Source organism: Streptomyces sp. NBC_00464, from assembly GCF_036013915.1.
Taxonomy (GTDB): domain Bacteria; phylum Actinomycetota; class Actinomycetes; order Streptomycetales; family Streptomycetaceae; genus Streptomyces.
The window spans coordinates 177662-201738 of the sequence record NZ_CP107901.1; the positions used below are offsets into that span (position 1 = coordinate 177662).

The window sequence follows — 24077 nt, forward strand, 5'->3', positions numbered from 1 at the left end:
TGGGTGTTCACGCAATACGACCCGGAATCCGCTGCGCTCACGGACGAGCTGCGCGGTCTGTTCGACGAGTTCGGTGCGGGGAAGTGGTCGGCCGAAGACCTGGAAAGGCATCAGACCGACAAGCTGCGCGAAGTGCTCGCCTATGTCCGCGCCAATTCTCCGTTCTACCGGGAGAAGCTGAGCGGGATATCTGACGAGGTCATTTCGGGGCTGCGGATCGAAGATATCCGGAACCTCCCCTTCACCACCAAAGCGGATCTGCAGGAGGCCCAGTTCGACCTGCTCTCGCTCCCCGTCTCCGCGGCCTGGACCTTCTACGAGACCACCGGCACCACCGGAAGGCCCACCCCGTGTCCCCGCACCAACGGGGACACCATCCACAACAACTCGGTGCTCACCGCCTACTACCGGGACATCCTCGCGCCGCACGGTGACGGCCAGGTCATCGGCATCTCCGGCCCCACCGAACTGCACGCCACCGGGGACACGTTCGGGGACGTGTGCCGCAACCTGGGTCACGCCGTCGCCAAGATGTGGCCGCACTCGCCGGTGATCGGATTCGACCGCGCCCTGGAGGTCATGCGGCTGCTGCCGGTGACCGGGCTCTTCTGCACCCCGGGCATGGCCCTGCGGCTGGCCCAGAAGGCGGTCGAGGCGGGCCTCGACCCCCGGCGCGACTTCTCCCTCAACGTGCTCATGCTCACCGGCGAGCTGCTGTCACCCAGCCTGCGGGACAACATCGGCGAGCTCTGGGGGGCCGAGGCGCACAACTGCCTCTACGCGTCGCAGGAGGCCTCCGTCCTCGCGGCGGCCACCGCCGACGGAACGCTGCGCATCGCACCGCTGATCAACCTCTACGAGGTGATCGACCCCGTCACCGGTGAGGCGGTGGCGCCAGGACCCGACGGGGTGCGCTACGGCGAACTCGTCATCACGAACCTCTACACCGGCGCGAAGCCCCTCGTCCGCTACCGCACCGGGGACATGGTGCGGATGACCGAGGCCGGGCTCGGCGCCGCCGTGCCGGCGCACTCCGTCGAGCCCGTCGGACGCGTCCGCGACCGGCTCCGCCTCAACGGGCACCTCGTCAACGGCTACGACCTCGAGAACCTGCTGCTGCGCCACTTCCGTGGCTACCTCGACTACCGGATCACCGTTTCCCACGACGACGCGGGTGCCGACCTGCTGTCGCTGACCCTGAACACCGACCCGGACCGGGACCTGGGCGACGACATCGAACGGGCCGTGGCGAGCTGCCGCGAGGAACTGGACACCGCGCTGAGCGTGGACTTCGGCGACCCAGGACCCATCACCAGCACAGGAGCCATGGTCAGCTGGAAGGCCGCCCGCGTGGTGGACCTCCGCGCCCAGGGCGCCGACGCCTCGGCCGAGTCCCACTCGGCCGAGCGGATCGCCGGGACGAGGGCATGACGGCCGGCCCGTCCCTGGCCGACTCCGCCCCCCGGCAGCGGCCGACGCAGCTCGGACTCGGGGCATGGGCGTACGACCGCGGAGAGTTCGTCCCGGCGACCGCCCCCCGGCTGCCGCTCTCCACCCAGGGCCTGCATTACGGGACCGCGGTCTTCGAAGGAATCCGCGCCTACCCCTCGGACAGCGGGCTGCGGCTGTTCCGGGCGCGCGAGCACTACGAACGCCTGCTGCGCGGGTGCCGGATCCTGCGCATCACCGGTATCCCCCCGACGGTCCAGGAGCTCATCGACATCACGGTCGAGTTGCTGCGCAGGAACGCACACGACGGAAACGTCTACATCCGTCCCCTGGCGCACAAGCTCTCCCTGCTGCCGGGCACGCCGCCCGGGGTCTCGCTGGCCGGGGTGTCCGACGCGCTGTCCCTCACCACGTTCGGATATCCGACCTCCGGAAAAGCCGAGGAGGTGCGCTGCGCCCTCAGCGCCTGGCGGCGCCCCGCCGGCGACGCGCTTCCCGTCCAGGCCAAGGTCGCCGGCGGCTATGTGACCAGCGCCCTCGCCTGCGACGAGGCGCGCGCGACCGGATACGACGACGCCATCCTCCTGGACCGCTGGGGCAACGTCGCCGAAGCGAGTACCGCGAACGTGTTCATGGTGCGCGACGGCGTGCTCGTCACCCCGCCGGCCACCGGCGACCTGCTGCCCGGCATCACCAGGGACACCGTGATCACCCTGTGCCGGGAGAGCGGGACGACGGTCCTGGAACGCACCCTCAGTCTTGCGGACCTCTACACCGCCGACGAGGTGTTCCTCACCTCGACCGGCAAGGGAGTGGCCTCCGTGGTCGAGCTGTCCGGCCGCAACATCGGCAGCGGCACCGCAGGACCGGTCACGGCCCGTGTGGCCGCGCTCTACCACTCCGCGACGGGGGCCGGGGACGTCGGCCATCCGGAGTGGCTCATCACCGTCCCGCCGTCCGAGCACCTGCCCCACCACCCACGCACGCCAAGCGAAGGGACCAACCGATGATGCCGTCCGACCTGATCTCCCTCCTGCGCCCCGGCTCCCACCAGCCGGTGGTCATCGGCACGCTCGGACCGCCCGGAACGAGCAGCGAGGTGGCGGCCAAGCGGTACATCGCCCAGGTGACCGGACCCGACGGACCGCGCGTCGACATCCGGATGTACGACACCTACGAGGGGGCGGGAGAAGCGCTCCAGGCCGGTGAGGTGAGCCATATCGTCGTGGCCAACGCCTACAAGGCCGTCTTCCAGTTCTACATGGACCCGACCCTCGAACTGGCCGGGGTGTTCGTGATGGACACCCCGCTGTACGGAATCGCCACGCGGCGGGGAGCCGGACCGGCGCCGGACGTCCCGGTCATCTCCACCCACCCCTCGCCCGAGCCGATCATCGCCCAGCTCCTGCCCGAACGGCACGAGAGCTTCAAGGTGATCCACGAGGACTCCACCAGCGCCGCCGCCCGCGCGGTCGTGGACGGAAGCGCCGATCTCGCGCTGACCACCCTGCCGGCCGCGCAACTGCACGGCCTGGAGTTCATCTCCCGGACCCGGTCCATCTGCATGGTCTGGTCGGTGTTCGGCGCCGCCGCGGTGCGTACGCACAAGAACAAGAACAAGAAGGAGAGCACCCCGTGCTACTCCTGAATGGGGACCAGGTACGCCAGGCCCTGCCCGTGGCGCAGGCGCACCGGGTGGTGGCCGAGGTGATGCGCAGCTACAGCGCGGGCGACGTCGTCCAGCCGGTGCGCACCGTGCTCGGATCCGGCCGGGACACCTCGCTGTTCGCCGCCATGCCGTGCCACGTCGTCGGAGAGCTCGACGCGGGATACGGAATGAAGGCGGTGCTGCACGCGCCCGGCAACCACGCCCGGGGGCTGCCGACCCACGTGGGTCTGGTGGTGGTGTTCGACCCCGAGACCGCACAGCCGCTGGCCCTGATCGACGGTGCGTCCGTCACCGCCCTTCGTACGGCCGCGGCCTCCGCCGTGGCGACCGAGGCCCTGGCCGCCCCGGACGCCGGCGACCTGGCCCTGATCGGGGCCGGCACCCAGGCGCGCAGCCATCTGCTCGCGCTGCGGGACATCCGGCCGCTGCGCAGGGTCCGGCTGTGGAACCGGGGCCGCGCACGGGCCGAGGAGTTCGTGGCCTGGGCGCGGGAGACGGCGGGCATCGACGTCGAGCTGACGGCCACGCCCGCGGACGCGCTGTACGGCGCCGACCTGGTGTGCACGACGGTCGACACGGTCGAACCCGTGGTCCGGGCGGCAGACCTGGCGGACGGCGTGCACATCAACGCCGTCGGCTCCTCCGTCCCGGGCAAGCGCGAGCTGGACGCGGGTGCGGTGGCCTCGTGCACGGTCTTCGTGGACAGCAGAGAGGGCGCCCTGCGCGAGTCCTCCGAGATCGCGGCGCCCGTCGAGGAGGGGCTGGTCCCCGCAGACCGGCCGCTGACCGAGATCGGCGAGGTGCTCCTGGGCAAGAGCCCCGGGCGCACCGGCCCCGCCGAGCGCACGCTCTACAAGTCGCTGGGCATGGCCGCGCAGGACGTCGCCTCCGGATTCGCCGTCGTCCGTGCCGCACGGCTTCTCGGCATCGGCACCGACGTCGAGTTCACCTGCTGAGACCCCACGGAGAAGGACACACCGCATGACGGCACTACTGATCGGCAACGTCGGAGTCATCGGCGACGAGCAGCGCATGGCGGAGTACCGCGCGAAGGTGCTCGACACGCTGCGCCTGTACGGCGGAGGGTTCGTGATCCGGGGCGGGGAGTTCGAGGTGCTGGAGGGCGGGTGGCATCCCGAGCACATGTCGGTGATGGGGTTCCCCACGGCCGAACACGCCCGTCGCTGGTACGCCTCGCCCGAGTACCGTGCCATCGTCCCGCTCCGGGACGGCACGCACATGGACCTGGTCCTGGTCGAGGGGGAGGGCGCGTGACGACGCCGTCGCGCCGCCGGCGTCGCTTCGCTCAGGTCGATGTGTTCACCGAGGTCCCCTACGTCGGCAATCCCGTCGCCGTCGTCCTGGACGGCGACGGGATCTCCGACCGGGACATGGCACAGATCGCGCAGTGGACCAACCTGTCCGAGACGACGTTCGTCGTCCCGCCCACCTCCGGCGAGGCCGACTACAGGCTGCGGATCTTCACCCCGGGCGGTGAGATCCCGTTCGCCGGTCACCCCACGCTGGGTTCCGCGCACGCCTGGCTGGAGTCCGGAGGCACACCGAAGAAGCCCGGGGAAGTCACCCAGGAGTGCGGACTCGGGCTCGTACCGGTGCGGATCTCCGAAGACGGCCTCGGCTTCCGGGCCCCCGCCCTGCGCCGCAGCGGCCCCCTGGAAGACGGGCATCTGGACCGCATCGCCCGTGGGCTGGGCATCGACCGCGCACGGATCGTCGGCCACCAGTGGGTCGACAACGGGCCCGGCTGGGCCGCCGTGCAACTCGCCTCGGCCGATGAGGTACTGGCCCTGAAGCCGGACGAGCAGCACATGGGCGAGCTGGTGCTCGGCGTGGTCGGCGCGTATCCCGAGGACTCGCCCGTGCAGTTCGAGGCCCGTGCCTTCGCGCTGCCCAAGGGTGTGCGCGAGGACCCCGTCACCGGAAGCCTCACGGCGGGGCTCGCCCAGTGGCTCATCGGCGCCGGGAAGGCCCCGCGCGACTTCCGGGTCGGCCAGGGCACCTGCCTGGGACGCCAGGGCGTGCTCACCGTGGAGAGTCACGGCGAGGACATCTGGGTCGGCGGCGCGAGCGTGACCTGCGTCCGCGGCACCCTCGAAGCGTGAGAGCGGCGGTACGAACCGGCACCGGCCGACGGCGGCCGGCCGGTGGGTGCTGTCGTCGGGGTCTGCGGGCGGGCGTTCAACCGGCCGCATTGTGCGCCGGTTTGCCCCCGTACGACGCATGGAATCGCCCGAGCCGGCGGGCATGACAGAGCGGTGACAGGCGGGCGACAGGCCCGCCCGCGACGGTGAGTGGCATGAGACGAACAGCGATTGCAGTTTCAGGGCTGCGGAAGGCATACGGGGACAAGACCGTCCTCGATGGCATCGACTTCGATGTCGCCGCGGGATCGGTCTATTCCCTGCTCGGGCCGAACGGCGCGGGCAAGACCACGACCGTGAACGTCCTGGCGACGCTGCTGACGGCCGACGCCGGTTCGGTGCAGGTCGCCGGGCACGACGTGGCGACCGCGACCAAGCAGGTGCGCGCCGCCATCGGCGTGACCGGTCAGTTCGCCGCGGTGGACGACCTGCTCTCGGGCCGCGAGAACCTGCAGATGATGGTGGCCCTCAAGCGTGTGCGCTCCGGCGGCCAGCTGGTCACGCGACTGCTTGAGCAGTTCGACCTGGTGGAGTCGGCGGACAAGATGGCGCGGACCTACTCCGGCGGTATGCGCCGGAAGCTGGACCTCGCCATGACGCTGGTCGGAAGCCCGGAGATCATCTTCCTGGACGAGCCGACCACGGGTCTCGACCCGCGCAGCAGGCGCACGATGTGGGGGATCGTCCGTGAGCTCGTGGCCGACGGCACCACGATCTTCCTCACCACCCAGTACCTGGAGGAGGCCGACGAACTCGCCGACCGCATCGCGGTCCTGAGCGAGGGCAAGTTCGTCGCCGAGGGCACCTCCGAGGAGCTGAAGCGGCTCATCCCCGGCGGGTACGTACGCCTGCGCTTCAACGACGCGGCCAACTACCACTCCGCCGCCACCGCGCTGCGCGACGCCACGGCGGACGAGGAGACACGCTCGGTGCAGATCCCCAGCGACGGCACCCAGCGCGAGCTGCGCTCCATCCTCGACTGGCTGGACTCGTCCGGCATCGAGGCGGACGAACTGACCGTGCACACCCCCGACCTCGACGACGTCTTCCTCGCCCTGACCGAGCGCACGAGCAAGGAGGCGATCTCCAAGTGAGTACTGTCTCGACGGCCCTGGCCGACTCCATGATCATGCTGCGCCGCAACGTGAAGCACACCACGCGGAACCCCGTCACGGTGTTCAACGCGATCCTGTTCCCGATCGTGATGATGCTCATGTTCGTCAAGGTGTTCGGCGGCGGTTTCAGCGTCGGCGTCCCCTACATCGACTACGCGACGCCCGGCCTGCTCGTGATGACCATCAGCTACGGGATGGGCGCCACCGCGACGGCCGTGAACGACGACATGGCCAAGGGCATCATCAACCGCTTCAAGACGATGGACGTCTCCCGCGGAGCCATGCTGACCGGACACGTCGTCATCACCACGGTGCGCTGCCTGGTGGCCTGCGCGGTCATCGTCGCGGTGGCCTTCGCGATGGGCTTCGACCCCAGCGCGAGCGCCTCGGACTGGCTCGGCGCCCTCGGTCTCGTCGCACTGGTCAGCTTCGCGGCCAGCTGGCTCATCATCGCCATGGGCCTGGCCGCCAAGACCGCGGCGGGGGCCGGCATGGCCGCCACCCCGCTGATCATGCTGCCGTTCCTCAGCAGCGCGTTCGTGCCCGCCGACACGATGGGCACGGGCGTGAAGCAGTTCGTGGAGTACCAGCCCTTCACCCCGATCATCGAGACGCTGCGCGGCCTGCTGATGGGCGGCGTGTCGAGCGGCGACACGATCGCGGCCATCGCCTGGTGCGTCGGGTTCACCGTCCTCGGGTACGTCTGGTCGGTCTCCACGTTCAAGAAGCGAGCCTGACGCGGACCGGCTGAGAACAGCTTGTGCGCGTCCCCTCCCGCGCCGCCTCGACGCCCGTGTCGCCGAGGCGGCGCCGGGCTGTCCGGCCGGGTGCCGGCGCAAGACCGACGGCGCCGTCACCGGGCCGGCTTTCGGACAGCGGGCACGGCGCCGGCGGCCGGTATCAGCATGCAGAGTCAGTGACCGCTCTCAACCCCGTCCGGTCGGCGAGCGCCGCACACCACCGTCACGGGATGGGCGGAAGACGATCACGAGAGACTCGTCGAGCGGCCCCTGGGGAGCTGTCTCGCCGGCGGGACAGCGCAAGGACCCAGGCTCCGTGACGGTGGTGACGATCCGTGGGCGGGGCCAGTCGTGGCCGGCCGGGGCACTCCCGGCAGGCGAAGGAAGGGAAACGGGCAATGGAATCGTCGTCGCAGGTCCACGAGCGAGCCGGACAGGACGAGGCAGCAGAACGCCAGGCCGGTTCGCCGGGCGCGCCGGTGTCACTCGTGCGGGAGATCTCGCAGATGTGGGGAGAGCACTTCAGCGGCCACGAGGTCGGCGCGGATGACGACTTCTTCGCGCTCGGCGGCAACTCGCTGACCGGAATCAAGATCATCGAGCAGGTGGTCCGGGACTACGGCGTCCAGCTGTCCGTACGCGACTTCTACCTGGCGCAGACCCCGGCCCGGGTCGCCGAGCTGATCGAGAAGGGGAGGGCACGGACGTGAGGCTGACGCCGGGGCCCGCGCGCGACGTCGACCTCGACAGCGTCGACCTCTTCGACCTCGACCTCTACACCTCGGGCGACCCGCACCCGGTGTGGGGCGTGATGCGCGAGAAGGCGCCCCTGCACCACCAAGTCCTTCCGGACGGCCGGGAGTTCTGGTCACTTACCCGCTACGAGGACGTCCGCCGCGTGCTCTCGAACCATCGCGAGTTCACCTCGGAGCGCGGCACGGTCCCCACCCATCTCGGGACGGACGACGTCGCGGCCGGCGTGCTGATGACGTCCACCGACCCGCCGCGGCACACCGAGGTCCGCAGGCCGCTCGGCGCCAAGCTCACGGCGCGGGCGGTGAAGTCCTGGGAGGACTCGATCCGCGCGACGGTCGTGCGCTTCCTGGAGCCCGCCCTCGACGGCGAGGTCTTCGACCTGGCCGAGAAGGCGCTCCTCCTGCCGGCGCTGGTCACCGGCCCGCTGCTGGGCATCCCGGAGCAGGACTGGGCGGAGCTCGTCCAGCTGACCGCGATGGTGACGGCCCCCTCGGACCCGCACTTCCAGCTGGGCAGCGAAGCCGCGACCCTCGCCATCTCCCACCACGAGCTCGTCACCTACGTCAAGGACTGGGTCAGGACGCGGCGGGCGACCGGCGAGGAGGGCGAGAGCCTGCTCCACCACCTCATGAGCGTGCGCCCGGGCGGCAAGCAGCTGAGCGACGAGGAGATCGCCCTCGACGGCTACAGCATCCTGCTCGGCGCCAACGTGACCACGCCGCATACCGTCTCCGGCACCGTGCAGGCCCTCATCGAACGGCCCGAGCAGTTCGACAAGGCGGCCGCCGACCTGACGCTCGTTCCCAACCTCGTCGAGGAAGGGCTGCGCTGGACGTCGGCCGCGTGCAACTTCATGCGGTACGCGGTGGACGACGTCGAGATCGGCGGCGGCACCATCCCGGCCCGCGGCGCGGTCGTGGCCTGGATCGGATCGGCCAACCGGGACGAGACCCTCTTCCCCGACCCGCACACCTTCGACATCACCCGGGCCGGTGCCAAGCGCCAGGCCGCGTTCGGCTTCGGGACGCACTTCTGCATCGGCGCCCCGCTGGCCCGGATGACGCTGCGCATCTTCTTCGAGGAGCTGCTCCAGCGCTTCGAATCGATCGAGCTCGCCGGCGAACCGCAGCACCTGCGGTCGTACTTCATCGCCGGGATGACCCACCTCCCCGTCGTCGCCCAGAAACGAAAGACGCCATGACATCCGGATCCACCACCGCCCCCTCGCCGTGGTTCGTCCGGCCGCGGTCCGCCGAGCACGCCGCACGGATCTTCTGCCTCCCCTTCTCCGGGGCCGGGGCCTCCGCGTTCAGCGCCTGGCCCGCCGCGATCGACGACGCCGAGGTCTGCCCCGTGCAGTTCCCCGGCCGCGAGAACCGGCTGGGCCACCCGCACTACGGCACGTACGAGAAGCTGGCCGACAGCCTGGCCGAGGAGTTGGAACCGCTCCTGGACCGGCCCTACGCGCTCTTCGCGCACTGCGCGGGTGCGATGCCCGCGTACGAGACCGTACTCAGGCTCGCCGAACGCGGCCTGCCCGGACCGGAGCGCCTCTTCGTGTCGGGCCAGCCCGCCCCGCACGACGCCTCGCGCGACCGGATGCTCACCATGACCGAACCCGAACTGCGCGCCGAACTCGCTTCGTTCGTCCGTGGCCGCGGCATCGAGCCGAGGCCGGACATGATCGACATGGGCATGATGGTGCTGCTCCGCGACCACGCGGCCGCGGGCGCCTACCGGCGGTCCGAGCCGGTCAAGGTGGGCTGCCCCATCGTCGTACTGCACTGGCGGGACGACTCCGACGTGAGCCTCGCCGAGCTCGAAGGGTGGAGCGCCTACGCGGACTCGGTCGAGTTCCGGGTGCTCGACGGCGGCCACTACGACTTCATGAACGCGCCGGACGACCTGCTGAAGCAGCTGGCCTCCTGGCGATGACAGCGGCCTGTGGCCTCCGGGCACCGGCACACCACCCGGCACACCCGCGGTGAGCACGCCATTCACGCATTGACCGACCGCGGATATCCGCAGCCACACCTGTTCTTCTAAGCAACCGTTGGGGGAGGTCCTGGTGCAGGACGTCGACAAGTTCCGGTCCGATGAGCGACGCACCGACGGCGATGCGCGGGCACACGGGCCGCAGGAGTCCGCTCGCGAGCCCATAGCCGTCGTGGGACTGTCATGCCGCCTGCCCGAGGCCGCGGACCCCCAGGCCTTCTGGGAGCTGCTGCGCAACGGCGGGAGCGGTATCACCGACGTCCCCGCCGACCGCTGGGACGCGCACCGGCTGCTCGACCCCGACGTCACCGCCCCCGGCAGGATCGTCACGACACGCGGCGGCTACCTGGAAGACGTCGCGGGCTTCGACGCCGACTTCTTCGGGATCTCGTTCAACGAAGCCGCGATGATGGACCCCCAGCAGCGGCTGATGCTGGAACTCGGCTGGGAGGCCCTGGAGGACGCCGGCACCGTCCCCGCCCACCTCGCCGGGACACGTACGGGCGTCTTCGTGGGCGCCATGTGGGACGACTACGCGATCCGCCTCTACAAGCACGGAACCCAGCGCCTGGACCGGCACTCCCTCACCGGGCTCCACCGCGGCATCATCGCCAACCGCCTTTCCTACACACTCGGCCTCAACGGCCCCAGTCTCGTCGTCGACGCGGGCCAGTCCTCGGGGCTCGTGTCGGTGCACCTGGCCGCCGAGAGCCTCCGCGCCGGAGAGTGCACCTTCGCGCTCGCGGGAGGCGTCAACCTCGCCGTCGCCCCGGAAAGCACCATCGGCTCCACCAAGTTCGGCGGCCTGTCACCGGACGGCCTGTGCAAGACCTTCGACGCCCGCGCCAACGGTTACGTACGCGGCGAGGGCGGGGCCTGCGTGGCCCTCAAGACCCTGTCCCGGGCGGTGGCGGACGGCGACCGGATCTACTGCGTGATCGAGGGCAGCGCCGTCAACAACGACGGCGCCACACGCAACCTCACCGTGCCCAGCGCGCAGGCCCAGGAAGCGGTCATCCGCCGGGCGCACGAACACGCCGGCACCCGCCCCCAGGACGTCCAGTACGTCGAACTCCACGGCACCGGCACACGCGTGGGCGACCCCATCGAGGCGGCTGCGCTGGGTGCCGCACTGGGCACCGGCCGCCCCGCCGACTCCCCGCTGCGCGTGGGATCCGTGAAGACCAACATCGGCCACCTGGAGGGCGCGGCGGGCATCGTCGGCCTCCTCAAGACGGCCCTCAGTATCTGGCACCGCCAGCTGCCGCCCAGCCTCAACTTCGAGACACCCAACCCCGACATCGCCTTCGACGAACTCCGCCTGACCGTCCAGCAGGACCTCTCCCCCTGGCCCCACCCCGACCGCCCCCTGCTCGCCGGCACCAGCGCCTTCGGCATGGGCGGCACGAACTGCCACGTCGTCCTGCGCGAAGGACCGCAGGACGAGGATGCCGTTGCTTCGGGCGTGGAGCCGGTGGCGGTCACGGTGACGGAAGGGACGTTGCCGTGGGTGGTGTCGGCGAAGTCGCAGGCCGCGCTTGAGGCGCAGGCGGGGCGGTTGCTGGAGCATCTGGACGAGCACGCGGGGGCGTCGCCTGTCGAGGTGGGTCATGCGTTGGCGGTGAGCCGGTCGGTGTTCGATCACCGTGCGGTCGTGGTCGGTCGTGAGCTGGAGGATTTCCGGGACGGGCTGGCCGCGCTGGCTGCGGGTGAGCCGTCGGCCCGGGTGGTCTCGGGTGCGGCGGCTGCTCGGGACGGCAGAACCGTCTTCGTCTTCCCGGGGCAGGGGTCGCAGTGGGCCGGTATGGGTGTGGAGCTCATGGCCGGCAGCCCGGTGTTCGCCCAGCACCTGGAGGCGTGTGCTGCGGCGCTGGAGCCGTACACCGGTTGGAATCTGATTGATGTCCTGAACCAGGTGGAGGGTGCGCCTGCGCTGGACGGTGTCGAGGTCGTCCAGCCTGCGCTGTGGGCGGTGATGATCTCTCTGGCGCGGTTGTGGGAGCACCTGGGAGTGGTCCCGGACGCGGTGGTGGGCCATTCGCAGGGTGAGATCGCTGCTGCGCACATTGCCGGTGTGCTGTCGCTGGAGGACTCGGCGCGGGTGGTGGCGTTGCGTGCGAGGGCTCTGGTCCAGCTCGCCGGTTCGGGCGGAATGGTGTGGCTGTCGCTGCCGTTGGCGCGGGCCGAGGCGGTTGCGGCCCGGTGGGACGGGCGCCTGTCGGTGGCGACGGTCAACGGCCCGTCCGCCACGGTGGTCGCCGGTGACGTCGCGGCTGTGGATGAGCTGCTCGCGTACTGCGAGAAGGAGGATGTGCGGGCCCGCCGGGTGCCGGTCGACTACGCGTCGCACACCTCGCACGTGCACCCGTTGCGGGACGAACTGCGAGAGGCGCTCGCCTCGGTCCAGGCACGCCCGGCGCAGGTGGCGTTCTACTCCACGGTCGAGGGACACCTCGGCGGCCCGGTCGCCGACACGACGGTGATGGGCGGCGAGTACTGGTACACCAACCTGGCGACGGCGGTGCAGTTCCAGTCGGCCACCAACGCGCTGCTGGACGACGGACACACGTTGTTCGTCGAGGTGAGTGCGCATCCGGCGCTCATTCACGCGGTGCAGGAGACGGCCAAGGCCCGTGAGGATGCGGCCGAGGTCGCCGCGACGGGCACGCTGCGCCGGGATGACGGCACCTGGCAGCGGGTGCTGACCTCCCTCGCTACCGCACACGCCCAGGGCGGTGCCGCGGTCGACTGGGCGGGCTTCTACCCGGCCACCCCGCCCACCCACCTCGACCTGCCCACCTACCCCTTCCAACGCCGGCGCCACTGGATCGACCTGCCGACGGACGGCCGGGCCGGCACCGGGTCCGACGCGGCCACCGATGCGCTCCCCGCCGTGCTCGCCGATCAGCGCGAGGACACGGCTCCCGCAGAACCCGCCGCCTCGTCGCCGCTTCTGGACCGCCTCGCGAAGGCGTCCCGGACCCAGGGCGTACAGATCCTCACCGACCGCATCTGTGCGGAGGTCGCGGCCCTCACCGGACGTGTCACCTCGGAGACGGTGGACCGCGACCGCACGTTCAAGGTCTTCGGCTTCGACTCCTTCGCCTCCGTCGAACTGAGGGACCGTCTGAGTGCCCTCACCGGCCTGAAGCTCCCGGCGAGCCTCCTGTTCGACCACCCGACGCCCACCGCCGTCGCCCGCTACCTGCACAGCGAACTGCTGGGTTCCGAGGAATCCGACAGCGCCGCCCCCGCCTCGCCCCTCCTCGGCAGCACGGACGAACCGATCGCGATCGTGGGCATGGCCTGCCGCTACCCGGGAGAGGTCCGTTCCCCCGAGGACCTGTGGCGCCTGGTCAGCGAAGGCGTCGACGCCATCACCGACTTCCCCACCGACCGCGGCTGGGACACCGACCGGCTCCTCGACCCCGACCTCGAACGACCCGGTACGTCGTACGTCGCCAAGGGCGGATTCCTCTCCGACGCGACGGAGTTCGACTCCGACTTCTTCGGGATCAGCCCCCGCGAGGCGACGGCGATGGACCCGCAGCAGCGGCTGCTGCTGGAGACCTCGTGGGAGGCGATCGAGCGCGCGGGCATCGACCCGGCCGCGCTGCGCGGCAGCCAGACCGGCGTGTTCGTCGGCGCCATGGCCCAGGAGTACGGACCTCAGCTGCACGACGGCGCCGCCGGGTTCGACGGGTACCTGCTGACCGGCAACACCGCGAGCGTCGCCTCAGGCCGCATCTCGTACACCCTCGGCCTTCAGGGGCCGGCCGTGACAGTGGACACCGCCTGTTCCTCCTCGCTGGTTTCCATGCACATGGCGGCCCAGGCGCTGCGCAACGGCGAGTGCGACCTCGCGCTGGCCGGCGGTGTGGCCGTCATGTCGACGCCCGGCATGTTCGTGGAGTTCAGCCGGCAGCGCGGGCTCTCGGCGGACGGCCGGTGCAAGGCGTTCTCCGAGGCGGCGGACGGCACCGCCTGGGCGGAAGGCGCGGGCCTGCTGCTCCTGGAGCGGCTCTCCGACGCGCGGAAGAACGGTCATCAGGTGCTGGCGGTGGTCCGCGGTTCCGCGGTCAACCAGGACGGTGCGAGTAACGGCCTCACTGCCCCCAACGGACCGTCCCAGGTGCGCGTCATCCGCCAGGCGCTGGCAGGCGCGGGCCTTTCGGCGCAGGAGGTCGACGCGGTCGAGGCCCACGGGACCGGCACCGCACTCGGTGACCCGATCGAGGCGCAGGCGATCCTTGCCACCTACGGTCAGGGCCGGGAGCAGGACCAGCCGCTGTGGCTGGGCTCGCTGAAGTCCAACATCGGCCACTCGCAGGCCGCGGCGGGCGTGGGCGGTGTCATCAAGATGGTGATGGCCATGCGCCAGGGCCTGCTGCCGAAGACGCTGCATGTGGACGAGCCGAGCCCGCACGTGGACTGGGCCTCGGGTGCGGTGGAGTTGCTGACCGAGAACCGGGCCTGGCCGGAGACCGGCCGCCCGAGGCGGGCCAGTGTGTCGTCGTTCGGTATCAGCGGTACGAATGCCCACCTCATCGTCGAGCAGGCTCCCGTGGACGAGGGTGTCGTTGCTTCGGGTGCGGTGGAGCCGGCGGTGGTGACGGAAGGGACGTTCCCGTGGGTGGTGTCGGCGAAGTCGCGGGTTGCGCTGGAGGTGCAGGCGGGCCGGTTGCTGGCGCACCTTGACGGGCACGCGGGGGCGTCGGCTGTTGAGGTGGGTCATGCGTTGGCGGTGAGCCGTTCGGTGTTCGATCACCGTGCGGTGGTGATCGGTCGTGAGCTGGAGGATTTCCGGGACGGACTGGCTGCGCTGGCTGCGGGTGAGCCGTCGGCCCGGGTGGTCTCGGGTGCGGCGGCTGCCCGGGACGGCAGGACGGTGTTCGTCTTCCCGGGGCAGGGTTCGCAGTGGGCTGGTATGGGTGTGGAGCTCATGGCCGGCAGCCCGGTGTTCGCCCAGCACCTGGAGGCGTGTGCTGCGGCGCTGGAGCCGTACACGGGTTGGAATCTGATTGATGTTCTGAACCGGGTCGAGGGGGCGCCGGCGCTGGAGGGCGATGCGGTCGTCCAGCCTGCTCTGTGGGCGGTGATGATCTCCCTGGCGCGGTTGTGGGAGCACCTGGGGGTGGTTCCGGACGCGGTGGTGGGTCATTCACAGGGTGAGATCGCGGCTGCGCACTTTGCCGGTGTGCTGTCGCTGGAGGACGCGGCGCGGATTGTGGCGTTGCGTTCGAAGGCTTTGGTTCAGCTTGCTGGTTCGAGCGGGATGGTGTCGCTGTCGTTGCCGTTGGCGCGGGCCGAGGCGGTTGCGGCCCGGTGGGACGGGCGTCTGACGGTGGCGACGGTCAACGGCCCGTCGGCCACCGTGGTCGCCGGTGACATCGCGGCTGTCCAGGAACTGCTCGCGTACTGCGAGAAGGAAGACGTACGGGCCCGTCGGGTGCCGATCGATTACGCGTCGCACACCTCGCATGTGCATCCGTTGCGCGATGAGCTGCTGGAGGTACTGGCCTCGGTCCAGGCACGCCCGGCGGAGGTGGCGTTCTACTCCACCGTGGAGGGGCACCTCGGCGGCCCGGTCGCCGACACGACGGTGATGGGTGTCGAGTACTGGTACGCGAATCTGGCGACGGCGGTGCATTTCCAGTCGGCCACCAACGCGCTGCTGGACGACGGACACACCACGTTCGTCGAAGTGAGCCCCCACCCCGTCCTCACGCACGCGGTGCAGGAAACAGCCGAGGCCCGCGAGAACGCGGCCGAGGTCGCTGTCACCGGCACGCTGCGCCGTGATGACGGCACCTGGCAGCGGGTACTGACCTCACTCGCTACCGCACACACCCAGGCCGGTGCCCCGGTCGACTGGGCAGGCTTCTACCCCGCCACCCCGCCCACCCACCTCGACCTGCCCACCTACCCCTTCCAACGCCTGCGCCACTGGCTGGAGCGGACCGGGAACACGGGAGATGCAGCCTCGGCCGGTCAGGCGGCGGTCGAACACCCGCTGCTCGGTGCTGCGGTGGAACTGGCAGGGTCGGATGTCACCGTACTGACCGGCCGACTGTCGCTGCGGACGCACGGCTGGCTGGTCGACCACACGATCTCCGGCACCGTACTGCTGCCCGGCACGGCCTTCGTCGAGATGGCACTCCGCGCCGGTGACGAGGTGGGCGGCGACCACCTGGAGGAACTCACCCTGCAGGCACCCCTCGCCCTGCCCGCGACCGGCGCCGTCCAGCTGCGGGTGGAAGTGAGCGAGCGCGACGACGCCGGACGGCGTCCCGTGGAGGTGCACTCCCGGCCCGACGGCGACGGGACAGGTGCGCCCTGGACCTGCCACGCCACGGGCGTACTCGCCTCGGACGGTCCGGCGCCGTCCTCGTGGGACCCACGGGTGTGGCCGCCGACCGGGGCGGTGTCGGTGGACGCCGATGAGCTGTACCCGTCGCTGGCCGCCCTCGGCTACCAGTACGGCCCCGCGTTCCAGGGGGTGCAGTCGGTGTGGAAGCTGGGTGACGAGGTGTACGCCGAGGTGGTGCTGCCGCAGGAGCGGCACGCCGAGGTGGCCGCCTTCGGCATCCACCCCGCGCTGCTGGACGCGGCCCTGCACGCCGGGCTCCTCCCCGACGCGGGGGCCGGACGGGAAGCGGGTGCGCTGAAGCTGCCGTTCGTGTGGTCCGACGTGCGGCTGCACGCGACCGACGCCACCCACGTACGGGTGCGGCTGGCCCCGGCCGGCCGCGACGCCCTTGTGGTCGAAGTCGCCGACACCGACGGCGCGTTGGTCGCTTCGGTCGGTTCGCTGGCGATGCGTCCCGTTGACCCCGGCAAGCTGAACGGGGCCGGGAGCGGCCACCAGGACGCACTGTTGCGCATGGACTGGGTGCCCAGGGCCGTGCAGGCCGCCGAAGGGGCCCCGACCGGCCCGTGGGCGCTGGTGGGCGACGACGGACTCGGGCTCGGCACTGCCCTGGACGCCACACAGCTGCGGCGGTACGCGGAGCTGTCCGCGCTCGCCGACACGCTCGAAGCGCCCGCTGACACGCTCCAAGCGCCCGCCGGCACCGCCCCCCGGCCCGAACTCGTTCTGGCCTGCCACCTGTCCGACGCGCCCGCGGCCTCCGCCGAGGGAGCCGCCTCCCACGATCCCGCCGCCGCTCGCACCGAACTGCTCAAGACGCTGTCCCTGGTGCAGTCGTGGCTCGCCGACGAGCGGTTCGCCGACACGCGTCTCGCGGTCATCACCCGTGGTGCGGTGACGGCCGGCGGCACGGAGCAGCCCGATCTTGCCTCCGCGCCGGTGTGGGGCCTGCTGCGCACCGCACAGACGGAGAACCCGGATCGCTTCATCCTCGTGGACCTCGATGGGGACGAGCGTTCCCTGCAGGCACTGCCCGCCGCGCTCGCCTGCGGCGAGCCGCAGTTCGCGGTGCGTGGGGGAGAGGTCCTGGTGCCGCGGCTCGTCCGTGCCTCAGCCGACCGTGTGCCGGCAGCCACACCGCCCGTGTGGGACCCGGAAGGCACGGTACTGATCACCGGCGGCACCGGCACCCTGGCGGGCCTCTTCGCCCGGCACCTGGTGACCGAGTACGGCGTACGGCGGCTGCTGTTGGTCAGCCGCCGAGGGCCCGGCGCCCCGGGCGCCGGCGAGCTGGTCGAGCAGCTTGCCGCGCTCGGTGCGACGGCCACCCCGGTTGCCTGCGACGTATCCGACCCCGAGGCGCTGTCGGGCCTGTTGGAGGCGATACCGGCTGAGCACCCGCTTATCGCGGTCGTGCACACGGCGGGCGTGCTGGACGACGGCCTGGTCTCCGCGCTGACCCCCGGTCAGATGGACACGGTGTTCCGGCCCAAGGCCGACGCGGCATGGCACCTGCACCGGCTCACCCAGGACCGCGATCTGACCGCGTTCGTCCTGTTCTCCTCGGTGATGGGTGCCATCGGCGGCGCGGGCCAGGGCAACTACGCCGCGGCGAACGTCTACCTCGACGCGCTGGCCGCCCACCGCCGTGCCCAGGGCCTGCCGGCCACGTCGCTGGCCTGGGGCCTGTGGGCCGAGCGCAGCGACCTGACAGGGGAGCTGGACCGGGCGGACCTGGCCCGCATGGCCCGGTCCGGCCTGCTGCCCATGGGGTCCGAGGAGGGACTCGCCCTGTTCGACGCGGCCATGGCGCTGGGCGGGCCGACGCTCGTTCCCACGCTGCTGGACACCGCGCGGCTCGCCCAGGACGGAACCGGGAACCTGCCCGCGGTACTCGGCACCCTGGTGCGTCCCCGCGCCGCCCGGCGCAGCGCAGCCAGGGGTTCGGCGGGCGGCGGCGCCGGCGGACAGCGGTTCGCCGGGATGTCCGCGGACGACGCGGAGCGCGAGCTGTTGGCGGCGGTACGCGCCCACGTGGCGACCGTGCTCGGACACGCGACACCAGAGGCCGTCCGGCCGGACAGCAAGTTCAAGGACATGGGCTTCGACTCGCTGTCCTCGGTGGAGCTGCGCAACCGCCTGAGCGCGGCGTTCGGCGTGCGCCTGTCGCCTACGGCGGTCTTCGACCACCCGAATCCGGCCGCGATGGCCCGCTACCTGCGCGGCTGCCTGGTCGGTGAGGCGCCGTCCACCGCCCGAGCCGTGGTCACGGCCACCGCGCCGGACGAGCCCATCGCGATCGTGGGCATGAGCTGCCGCCTTCCCGGCGGCGTCGGATCCCCGGAGGAGCTGTGGGAGCTGGTCTCTTCCGGCAGCCACGGCATCGCGGGACTGCCGACAGACCGGGGCTGGGACCTTGAGGGACTGTACGACCCCGACCCCGACCAGCGGGGCAAGAGTTACGTCCGTGAGGGCGGCTTCCTGTACAACGCGGGCGAGTTCGACGCCGGCTTCTTCGGCATCGCGCCCCGCGAGGCGCTGGCCATGGACCCGCAGCAGCGGATGCTCCTGGAGACCACCTGGGAGGCGTTCGAACGTTCGGGCATCCGCCCGGAGTCGGTGCACGGCACCCCGGCAGGCGTGTTCGTCGGCGCCATGCCCCAGGAGTACGGACCGAGGCTGCACGAGGCCCCCGAGGGGGTGGACGGCCTGTTGCTGACCGGCAACACGACCAGCGTGCTCTCCGGCCGTCTCGCCTACTTCCTCGGCCTCGAAGGCCCGGCCGTCACCATCGACACGGCATGCTCGTCGTCCCTCGTGGCCATGCACCAAGCGGCGCACGCGCTGCGCCAGGGGGATTGCACCTTCGCGGTGGCCGGCGGCGTGGCAGTGATGTCCACACCTGGTTATCTCACCGAGTTCAGCAAGCAGCGCGGCCTGGCGCCCGACGGCCGGATCAAGTCCTACGCGGCCTCCGCCGACGGCACGGGCTGGAGCGAGGGCGTCGGAATCGTCCTTCTGGAGCGGCTCTCCGACGCGCGGAAGAACGGCCATCAGGTGCTGGCGGTGGTCCGCGGTTCCGCGGTCAACCAGGACGGTGCGAGCAACGGCCTGACCGCCCCCAACGGACCGTCCCAGGAGCATGTCATCCGCCAGGCGCTGGCCAACGCCGGCTTGTCGGCGCAGGAGGTCGACGCCGTCGAAGGGCACGGCACCGGCACCAAGCTGGGTGATCCGATCGAGGCGCAGGCGATCCTTGCCACCTATGGTCAGGGCCGGGAGCAGGACCAGCCGCTGTGGCTGGGCTCGCTGAAGTCCAACATCGGCCACAGCATGGCAGCCGCCGGTGTCTCCGGCGTCATCAAGATGGTGATGGCCATACGGCACGGGGTGCTGCCGAAGACGCTCCATGTGGACGAGCCGAGCCCGCACGTGGACTGGGCCTCGGGCGCGGTGGAGTTGCTGACCGAGAATCAGGCCTGGCCGGAGACCGGCCGCCCGCGGCGCGCCAGTGTCTCGTCGTTCGGTATCAGCGGTACGAATGCCCACCTCATCGTCGAGCAGGCTCCCGTGGACGAGGGTGTCGTTGCTTCGGGTGCGGCGGAGCCGGCGGTGGTGACGGAAGGGACGTTGCCGTGGGTGGTGTCGGCGAAGTCGCGGGCTGCGCTTGAGGTGCAGGCGGGGCGGTTGCTGGACCATCTTGACGGCCAGGCGGAGGTATCGCCTGTTGAGGTGGGTCATGCGTTGGCGGTGAGCCGGTCGGTGTTCGATCACCGTGCGGTGGTCGTCGGCCGTGAGCTGGAGGATTTCCGGGACGGACTGGCTGCGCTGGCTGCTGGAGAGCCGTCGGCCCGGGTGGTCACGGGCGCGGCAGCTGCCCAGGACGGCAGGACGGTGTTCGTCTTCCCGGGGCAGGGGTCGCAGTGGGCCGGTATGGGTGTGGACCTCATGGCGGGCAGCCCGGTGTTCGCCCAGCATCTCAACGCGTGCGCTGCGGCGCTGGAGCCGTACACGGGTTGGAATCTGATTGATGTTCTGAACCGGGTCGAGGGCGCGCCGGCTCTCGAAGGTGACGCGGTCGTTCAGCCTGCGCTGTGGGCGGTGATGATCTCCCTGGCGCGGTTGTGGGAGCACCTGGGAGTGGTCCCGGACGCGGTGGTGGGTCACTCGCAGGGTGAGATCGCGGCTGCGCACTTTGCGGGTGTGCTGTCACTGGAAGACGCGGCGCGGATTGTGGCATTGCGTTCGAAGGCGCTGGTCCAGCTCGCTGGTTCGAGCGGAATGGTGTCTCTGTCCTTGCCGTTGGCGCGGGCCGAGGCGGTTGCGGCCCGGTGGGACGGGCGCCTGTCGGTGGCGACGGTCAACGGCCCGTCCGCCACGGTGGTCGCCGGTGACATCGCGGCTGTCCAGGAACTGCTGGCGTACTGCGAGAAGGAGGATGTGCGGGCCCGTCGGGTTCCGATCGATTACGCGTCGCACACCTCGCACGTGCATCCGTTGCGGGACGAGCTGCTGGAGGTACTGGCCTCGGTCCAGGCACGCCCGGCGCAGGTGGCGTTCTACTCCACCGTGGAGGGACACCTCGGCGGCCCGGTCGCCGACACGACGGTGATGGGCGGCGAGTACTGGTACACCAACCTGGCGACGGCGGTGCATTTCCAGTCGGCCACCAACGCGCTGCTGGACGACGGACACACCACGTTCGTCGAGGTGAGCCCGCACCCCGTCCTCACGCACGCGGTGCAGGAGACAGCCGAGGCCCGCGAGAACGCGGCGGAAGTGGCCGTAACTGGCACGCTGCGCCGTGATGACGGCACCTGGCAGCGGGTCCTGACCTCACTCGCTACCGCACACGCCCAGGCGGGTGCCCCGGTCGACTGGGCAGGCTTCTACCCCGCCACCCCGCCCACCCACCTCGACCTGCCCACCTACCCCTTCCAGCACGAGCACTACTGGATCGAGCAGACCACCACCGCCACTGATCCCCACTCCCTGGGCCTGAACGCCGTCGATCACGGCATGCTCGGCGCCGCCGTCGCGCTCGCAGACGGCGATGGGCGCGTGTTCACCGGGCACCTGTCGCGGCGCAGCCATCCCTGGCTGGCCGATCACGCCGTGCTCGACACGTCGCTGCTGCCCGGTACGGCGTTCGTCGACCTGGCTCTCCACGCGGGTCAGGTCACCGGCACCCCGCACCTGGATGACCTCACCCTGGAAGCCCCCCTCGGTCTTCCGGCCAGTGGCGGCCTTCACCTGCAGGTGCACGTGGAGGCACCCGACGGCGAGGGCCGCAGGGCCCTCACCATCCACTCCCGACCGGACGACGCCACTCCCGACCGGCCCTGGACCCGCCACGCCACCGGCACCCTCGCCCCCCAGTCCTCCGCCCCGGTGGATCCGGCCGAGTGGGCGGAGCCGTCGGCCTGGCCGCCGGCGGGCGCCGCTTCCGTGCCCACCGACACCCTCTACGACCAACTCGCCGACCGCGGCTACCACTACGGCGCCGCCTTCCAGGGCCTGACGGCCCTCTGGCGTGACGGCGACACCCTCTACGCCGAGATCACCCTCTCCGACGACGAGCCCGCCGCCGACCACTACGGCATCCACCCGGCCCTCTTCGACGCCGCGCTCCACCCGATCATCGGCACCGGTCCCGAGCAGGACCAGGACCGGATGCTGCTGCCGTTCGCCTGGTCGCACGTGCGGCTGCACGCCGTGGGTGCCAGGGCTCTGCGCGTACGGATCAGCCCTGCCGACGCGGGAACGCTGCGTCTTCAGCTCGCCGATCCCACCGGGCAGCCGGTCGCCGACGTGGCGTCGCTGGCCGTCCGGCCGATCACCACCGAGCACTTGGCGAAGGCCATCGCATCGGGCAAGGACGACCACCTGTTCCGACTCGCCTGGACCCCCGCGCCCGTCGTGCGGGAACTCGAGAGCGGCCACGTGGCGTTCCTGGGAACCGACGTTCCCCGGGTCCTGGTCGCGGCGCTGCCCGACGAGGCCACGGCCGCGCGTCATACGGGGCTGGCGCAGCTGCTCGCGGACCGCACCGCACCCCTCCCGGACCTGGTCGTCGACACCGGCCTGCTGAGTCGATCCCGCACGGACGAGGATGTCCCCGGGGACGCGCGCAGGGCCGTTCAGTACGCCTTGGATCTGGTCCAGTCGTGGCTGGCCGAGGAGCGGCTGGCCGACAGCCGGCTGGTGATCGTCACCAGGCGAGCCGTCGCCGTCGACCCCGGCACCGAGACACCCAGCCCGGCGGACGCCGCCGTCTGGGGCCTGATCCGTACGGCCGAGAACGAGAACCCGGGCCGCTTCACCCTGATCGACCTGGCGGACGAGAACACCGTCTCCGCCACGTCGTTCCGTGCGGCTCTGGGCAGCGGCGAGCCGCAGGCGGCCGTACGCGACGGCGATCAGACGCTGTACGTGCCCCGGCTCGTGCGGGAGGTCCCGCCGGCCCCGGACGCCGACGCGGCGCCGGAGTCCGCCAAGGGCGGCACGGTCCTGATCACCGGCGGCACGGGCACCCTCGGCAGGCTGTTCGCCCGCCACTACGCGACGGCTGGGCGGGCCGGTCATCTCCTGCTGACCAGCAGGCGCGGCCCGGACGCTCCGGGAGTGCACGAACTCGCCGCAGAAATCGGCGAGTTGGGTGTCAAGGTCACCATCGCCGCCTGTGACACCGCCGACCGCGACGCGCTCGCCGCGCTCCTTGCGGCCGTCCCCGCGGATCACCCCCTCACGGCCGTCGTACACACCGCCGGTGTGCTCGACGACGCCACCATCGGCTCCCTGACGGCGGAGCGCGTCGAGCGGGTGTTCCGCCCCAAGGTGGACACCGCCTGGCACCTGCACGAACTCACCCGTGAGGCGGACCTCACCGAGTTCGTCCTCTTCTCCTCCGTGGCGGGCGTGCTGGGCACCTCGGGCCAGGGCAACTACGCCGCGGCGAACGTCTTCCTCGACGCGCTGGCCGAGTGCCGTCGCGCGGAGGGACTGCCCGCGACCTCGCTGGCCTGGGGACTGTGGGGCGACAACAGCGGCATGACCGGCCACCTGGACGACGTGGACCTGAACCGGATGGCCCGCCTCGGGATCAAGCCCATCACGGCGGAGGAAGGGGTGGCGCTGTTCGAGGCCACCCGTGGCGGCGGGGCAGCCTGCCTGGCCCCGGCGAAGATCGTCCCCGCCCTGCTCCGTACCCACCTGGAGAACGGCACACTTCCCGCCGTCCTCCAAGGGCTGGTGCGCGCTCCCGTCCGCAAGGCCACCCAGGCCGCGTCGACCGGCGCCGCGACCCTGCGCGACCGCCTCGCCGTGATGTCACCCGAGGAGGCCGAGGACACCCTCGCCACCCTGGTCCGCAGCCAGATCGCGCTCGTCCTGGGCCACAGCAGCACGGACGGCATCGAGCTGGACAAGGCGTTCAAGGTCCTCGGTTTCGACTCGCTGACCGCCGTGGAACTGCGCAACCGGCTGACGGCATCGACCGGACTGCAGCTGCCGCCCACCCTCGTCTTCAGCTACCCCTCCCCACGAGAACTGGGGCGGCACCTGAGCGGCCTGCTGCGTCCGGCAGTGGACCCCGCCGTGGCCGAGGACGCGCGGATCCGGGAAGTGCTGCGGACCGTACCCATCGAAAGGCTGCGCGGCGCAGGGCTCCTGGACCTGGTGCTGTCGTGCGCCGGTCCGGCCGGGCCGGACGCCGCCGGTCAGGCGCCGTCCATCGACACGACGGACACCGACATCGACGCATTGGCCGCCCTCGACCTGGACGCACTCGTCGACATGGCCCTGGACGAGAGGGGTATCTGA

Annotated in this window: 12 protein-coding genes; all 12 read left to right on the forward strand. The window is 71.2% G+C overall.

The features are described from left to right. Nucleotides 1-3 precede the first annotated feature (3 nt). The 12 genes from OG912_RS39740 (at nt 4) to OG912_RS39795 (ending at nt 24077) form a co-directional block, all read left to right on the forward strand. Entirely contained in the window at nt 4-1431 is a 1428-nt protein-coding gene (locus OG912_RS39740) for a phenylacetate--CoA ligase family protein (protein ID WP_327713885.1), read from the forward strand. Then, nucleotides 1428-2459: a branched-chain-amino-acid transaminase gene (gene ilvE / locus OG912_RS39745; protein WP_327713886.1), complete on the forward strand. Its 1032-nt coding sequence runs from the start codon at nt 1428-1430 to the stop codon at nt 2457-2459. Before OG912_RS39740 ends, ilvE begins: the two co-directional genes overlap by 4 nt. Continuing rightward, nucleotides 2456-3097, forward strand: a complete 642-nt coding sequence (locus OG912_RS39750; RefSeq protein ID WP_326740914.1) for a prephenate dehydratase domain-containing protein — start codon at nt 2456-2458, stop codon at nt 3095-3097. Before ilvE ends, OG912_RS39750 begins: the two co-directional genes overlap by 4 nt. Then, entirely contained in the window at nt 3085-4074 is a 990-nt protein-coding gene (locus tag OG912_RS39755; RefSeq protein ID WP_327713887.1) for an ornithine cyclodeaminase family protein, read from the forward strand. The genes OG912_RS39750 and OG912_RS39755 overlap by 13 nt, the downstream gene beginning before the upstream one ends. 25 nt (nt 4075-4099) lie before the next feature. Continuing rightward, nucleotides 4100-4393, forward strand: coding sequence for a DUF1330 domain-containing protein (locus OG912_RS39760; protein WP_326740912.1), 294 nt, complete (start codon nt 4100-4102; stop codon nt 4391-4393). Further along, complete coding sequence (locus OG912_RS39765) at nt 4390-5241, forward strand: PhzF family phenazine biosynthesis protein (RefSeq protein ID WP_327713888.1); 852 nt, start codon at nt 4390-4392, stop codon at nt 5239-5241. Before OG912_RS39760 ends, OG912_RS39765 begins: the two co-directional genes overlap by 4 nt. A 194-nt stretch (nt 5242-5435) precedes the next feature. Continuing rightward, a complete protein-coding gene (locus tag OG912_RS39770) occupies nt 5436-6374 on the forward strand; it encodes an ATP-binding cassette domain-containing protein (RefSeq protein WP_326740910.1) in 939 nt (312 codons plus the stop codon). A 29-nt stretch (nt 6375-6403) separates the two neighbouring features. Then, complete coding sequence (locus tag OG912_RS39775; RefSeq protein ID WP_442806636.1) at nt 6404-7132, forward strand: ABC transporter permease; 729 nt, start codon at nt 6404-6406, stop codon at nt 7130-7132. 401 nt (nt 7133-7533) lie between these two features. Beyond that, complete coding sequence (locus OG912_RS39780) at nt 7534-7845, forward strand: acyl carrier protein (RefSeq protein WP_327713889.1); 312 nt, start codon at nt 7534-7536, stop codon at nt 7843-7845. Beyond that, nucleotides 7842-9092 carry a cytochrome P450 gene (locus OG912_RS39785; RefSeq protein WP_327713890.1) on the forward strand — a complete coding sequence of 417 codons (1251 nt, stop codon included), beginning with the start codon at nt 7842-7844 and terminating at the stop codon, nt 9090-9092. Before OG912_RS39780 ends, OG912_RS39785 begins: the two co-directional genes overlap by 4 nt. Next, the gene (locus OG912_RS39790; protein WP_327713891.1) at nt 9089-9826 is read left to right on the forward strand and encodes a thioesterase II family protein; all 738 of its coding nucleotides are present in this window, start codon (nt 9089-9091) and stop codon (nt 9824-9826) included. Before OG912_RS39785 ends, OG912_RS39790 begins: the two co-directional genes overlap by 4 nt. 133 nt (nt 9827-9959) lie before the next feature. Further along, nucleotides 9960-24077: a type I polyketide synthase gene (locus OG912_RS39795; protein ID WP_327713892.1), complete on the forward strand. Its 14118-nt coding sequence runs from the start codon at nt 9960-9962 to the stop codon at nt 24075-24077.

Coding starts and splice junctions, on each gene's coding strand:
- ilvE (WP_327713886.1), top strand. CDS start 1,428: ATGACGGCCGGCCCGTCCCTGGCCGACTCCGCCCCCCGGCAGCGGCCG.
- OG912_RS39750 (WP_326740914.1), top strand. CDS start 2,456: ATGATGCCGTCCGACCTGATCTCCCTCCTGCGCCCCGGCTCCCACCAG.
- OG912_RS39760 (WP_326740912.1), top strand. CDS start 4,100: ATGACGGCACTACTGATCGGCAACGTCGGAGTCATCGGCGACGAGCAG.
- OG912_RS39770 (WP_326740910.1), top strand. CDS start 5,436: ATGAGACGAACAGCGATTGCAGTTTCAGGGCTGCGGAAGGCATACGGG.
- OG912_RS39775 (WP_442806636.1), top strand. CDS start 6,404: ATGATCATGCTGCGCCGCAACGTGAAGCACACCACGCGGAACCCCGTC.
- OG912_RS39780 (WP_327713889.1), top strand. CDS start 7,534: ATGGAATCGTCGTCGCAGGTCCACGAGCGAGCCGGACAGGACGAGGCA.
- OG912_RS39790 (WP_327713891.1), top strand. CDS start 9,089: ATGACATCCGGATCCACCACCGCCCCCTCGCCGTGGTTCGTCCGGCCG.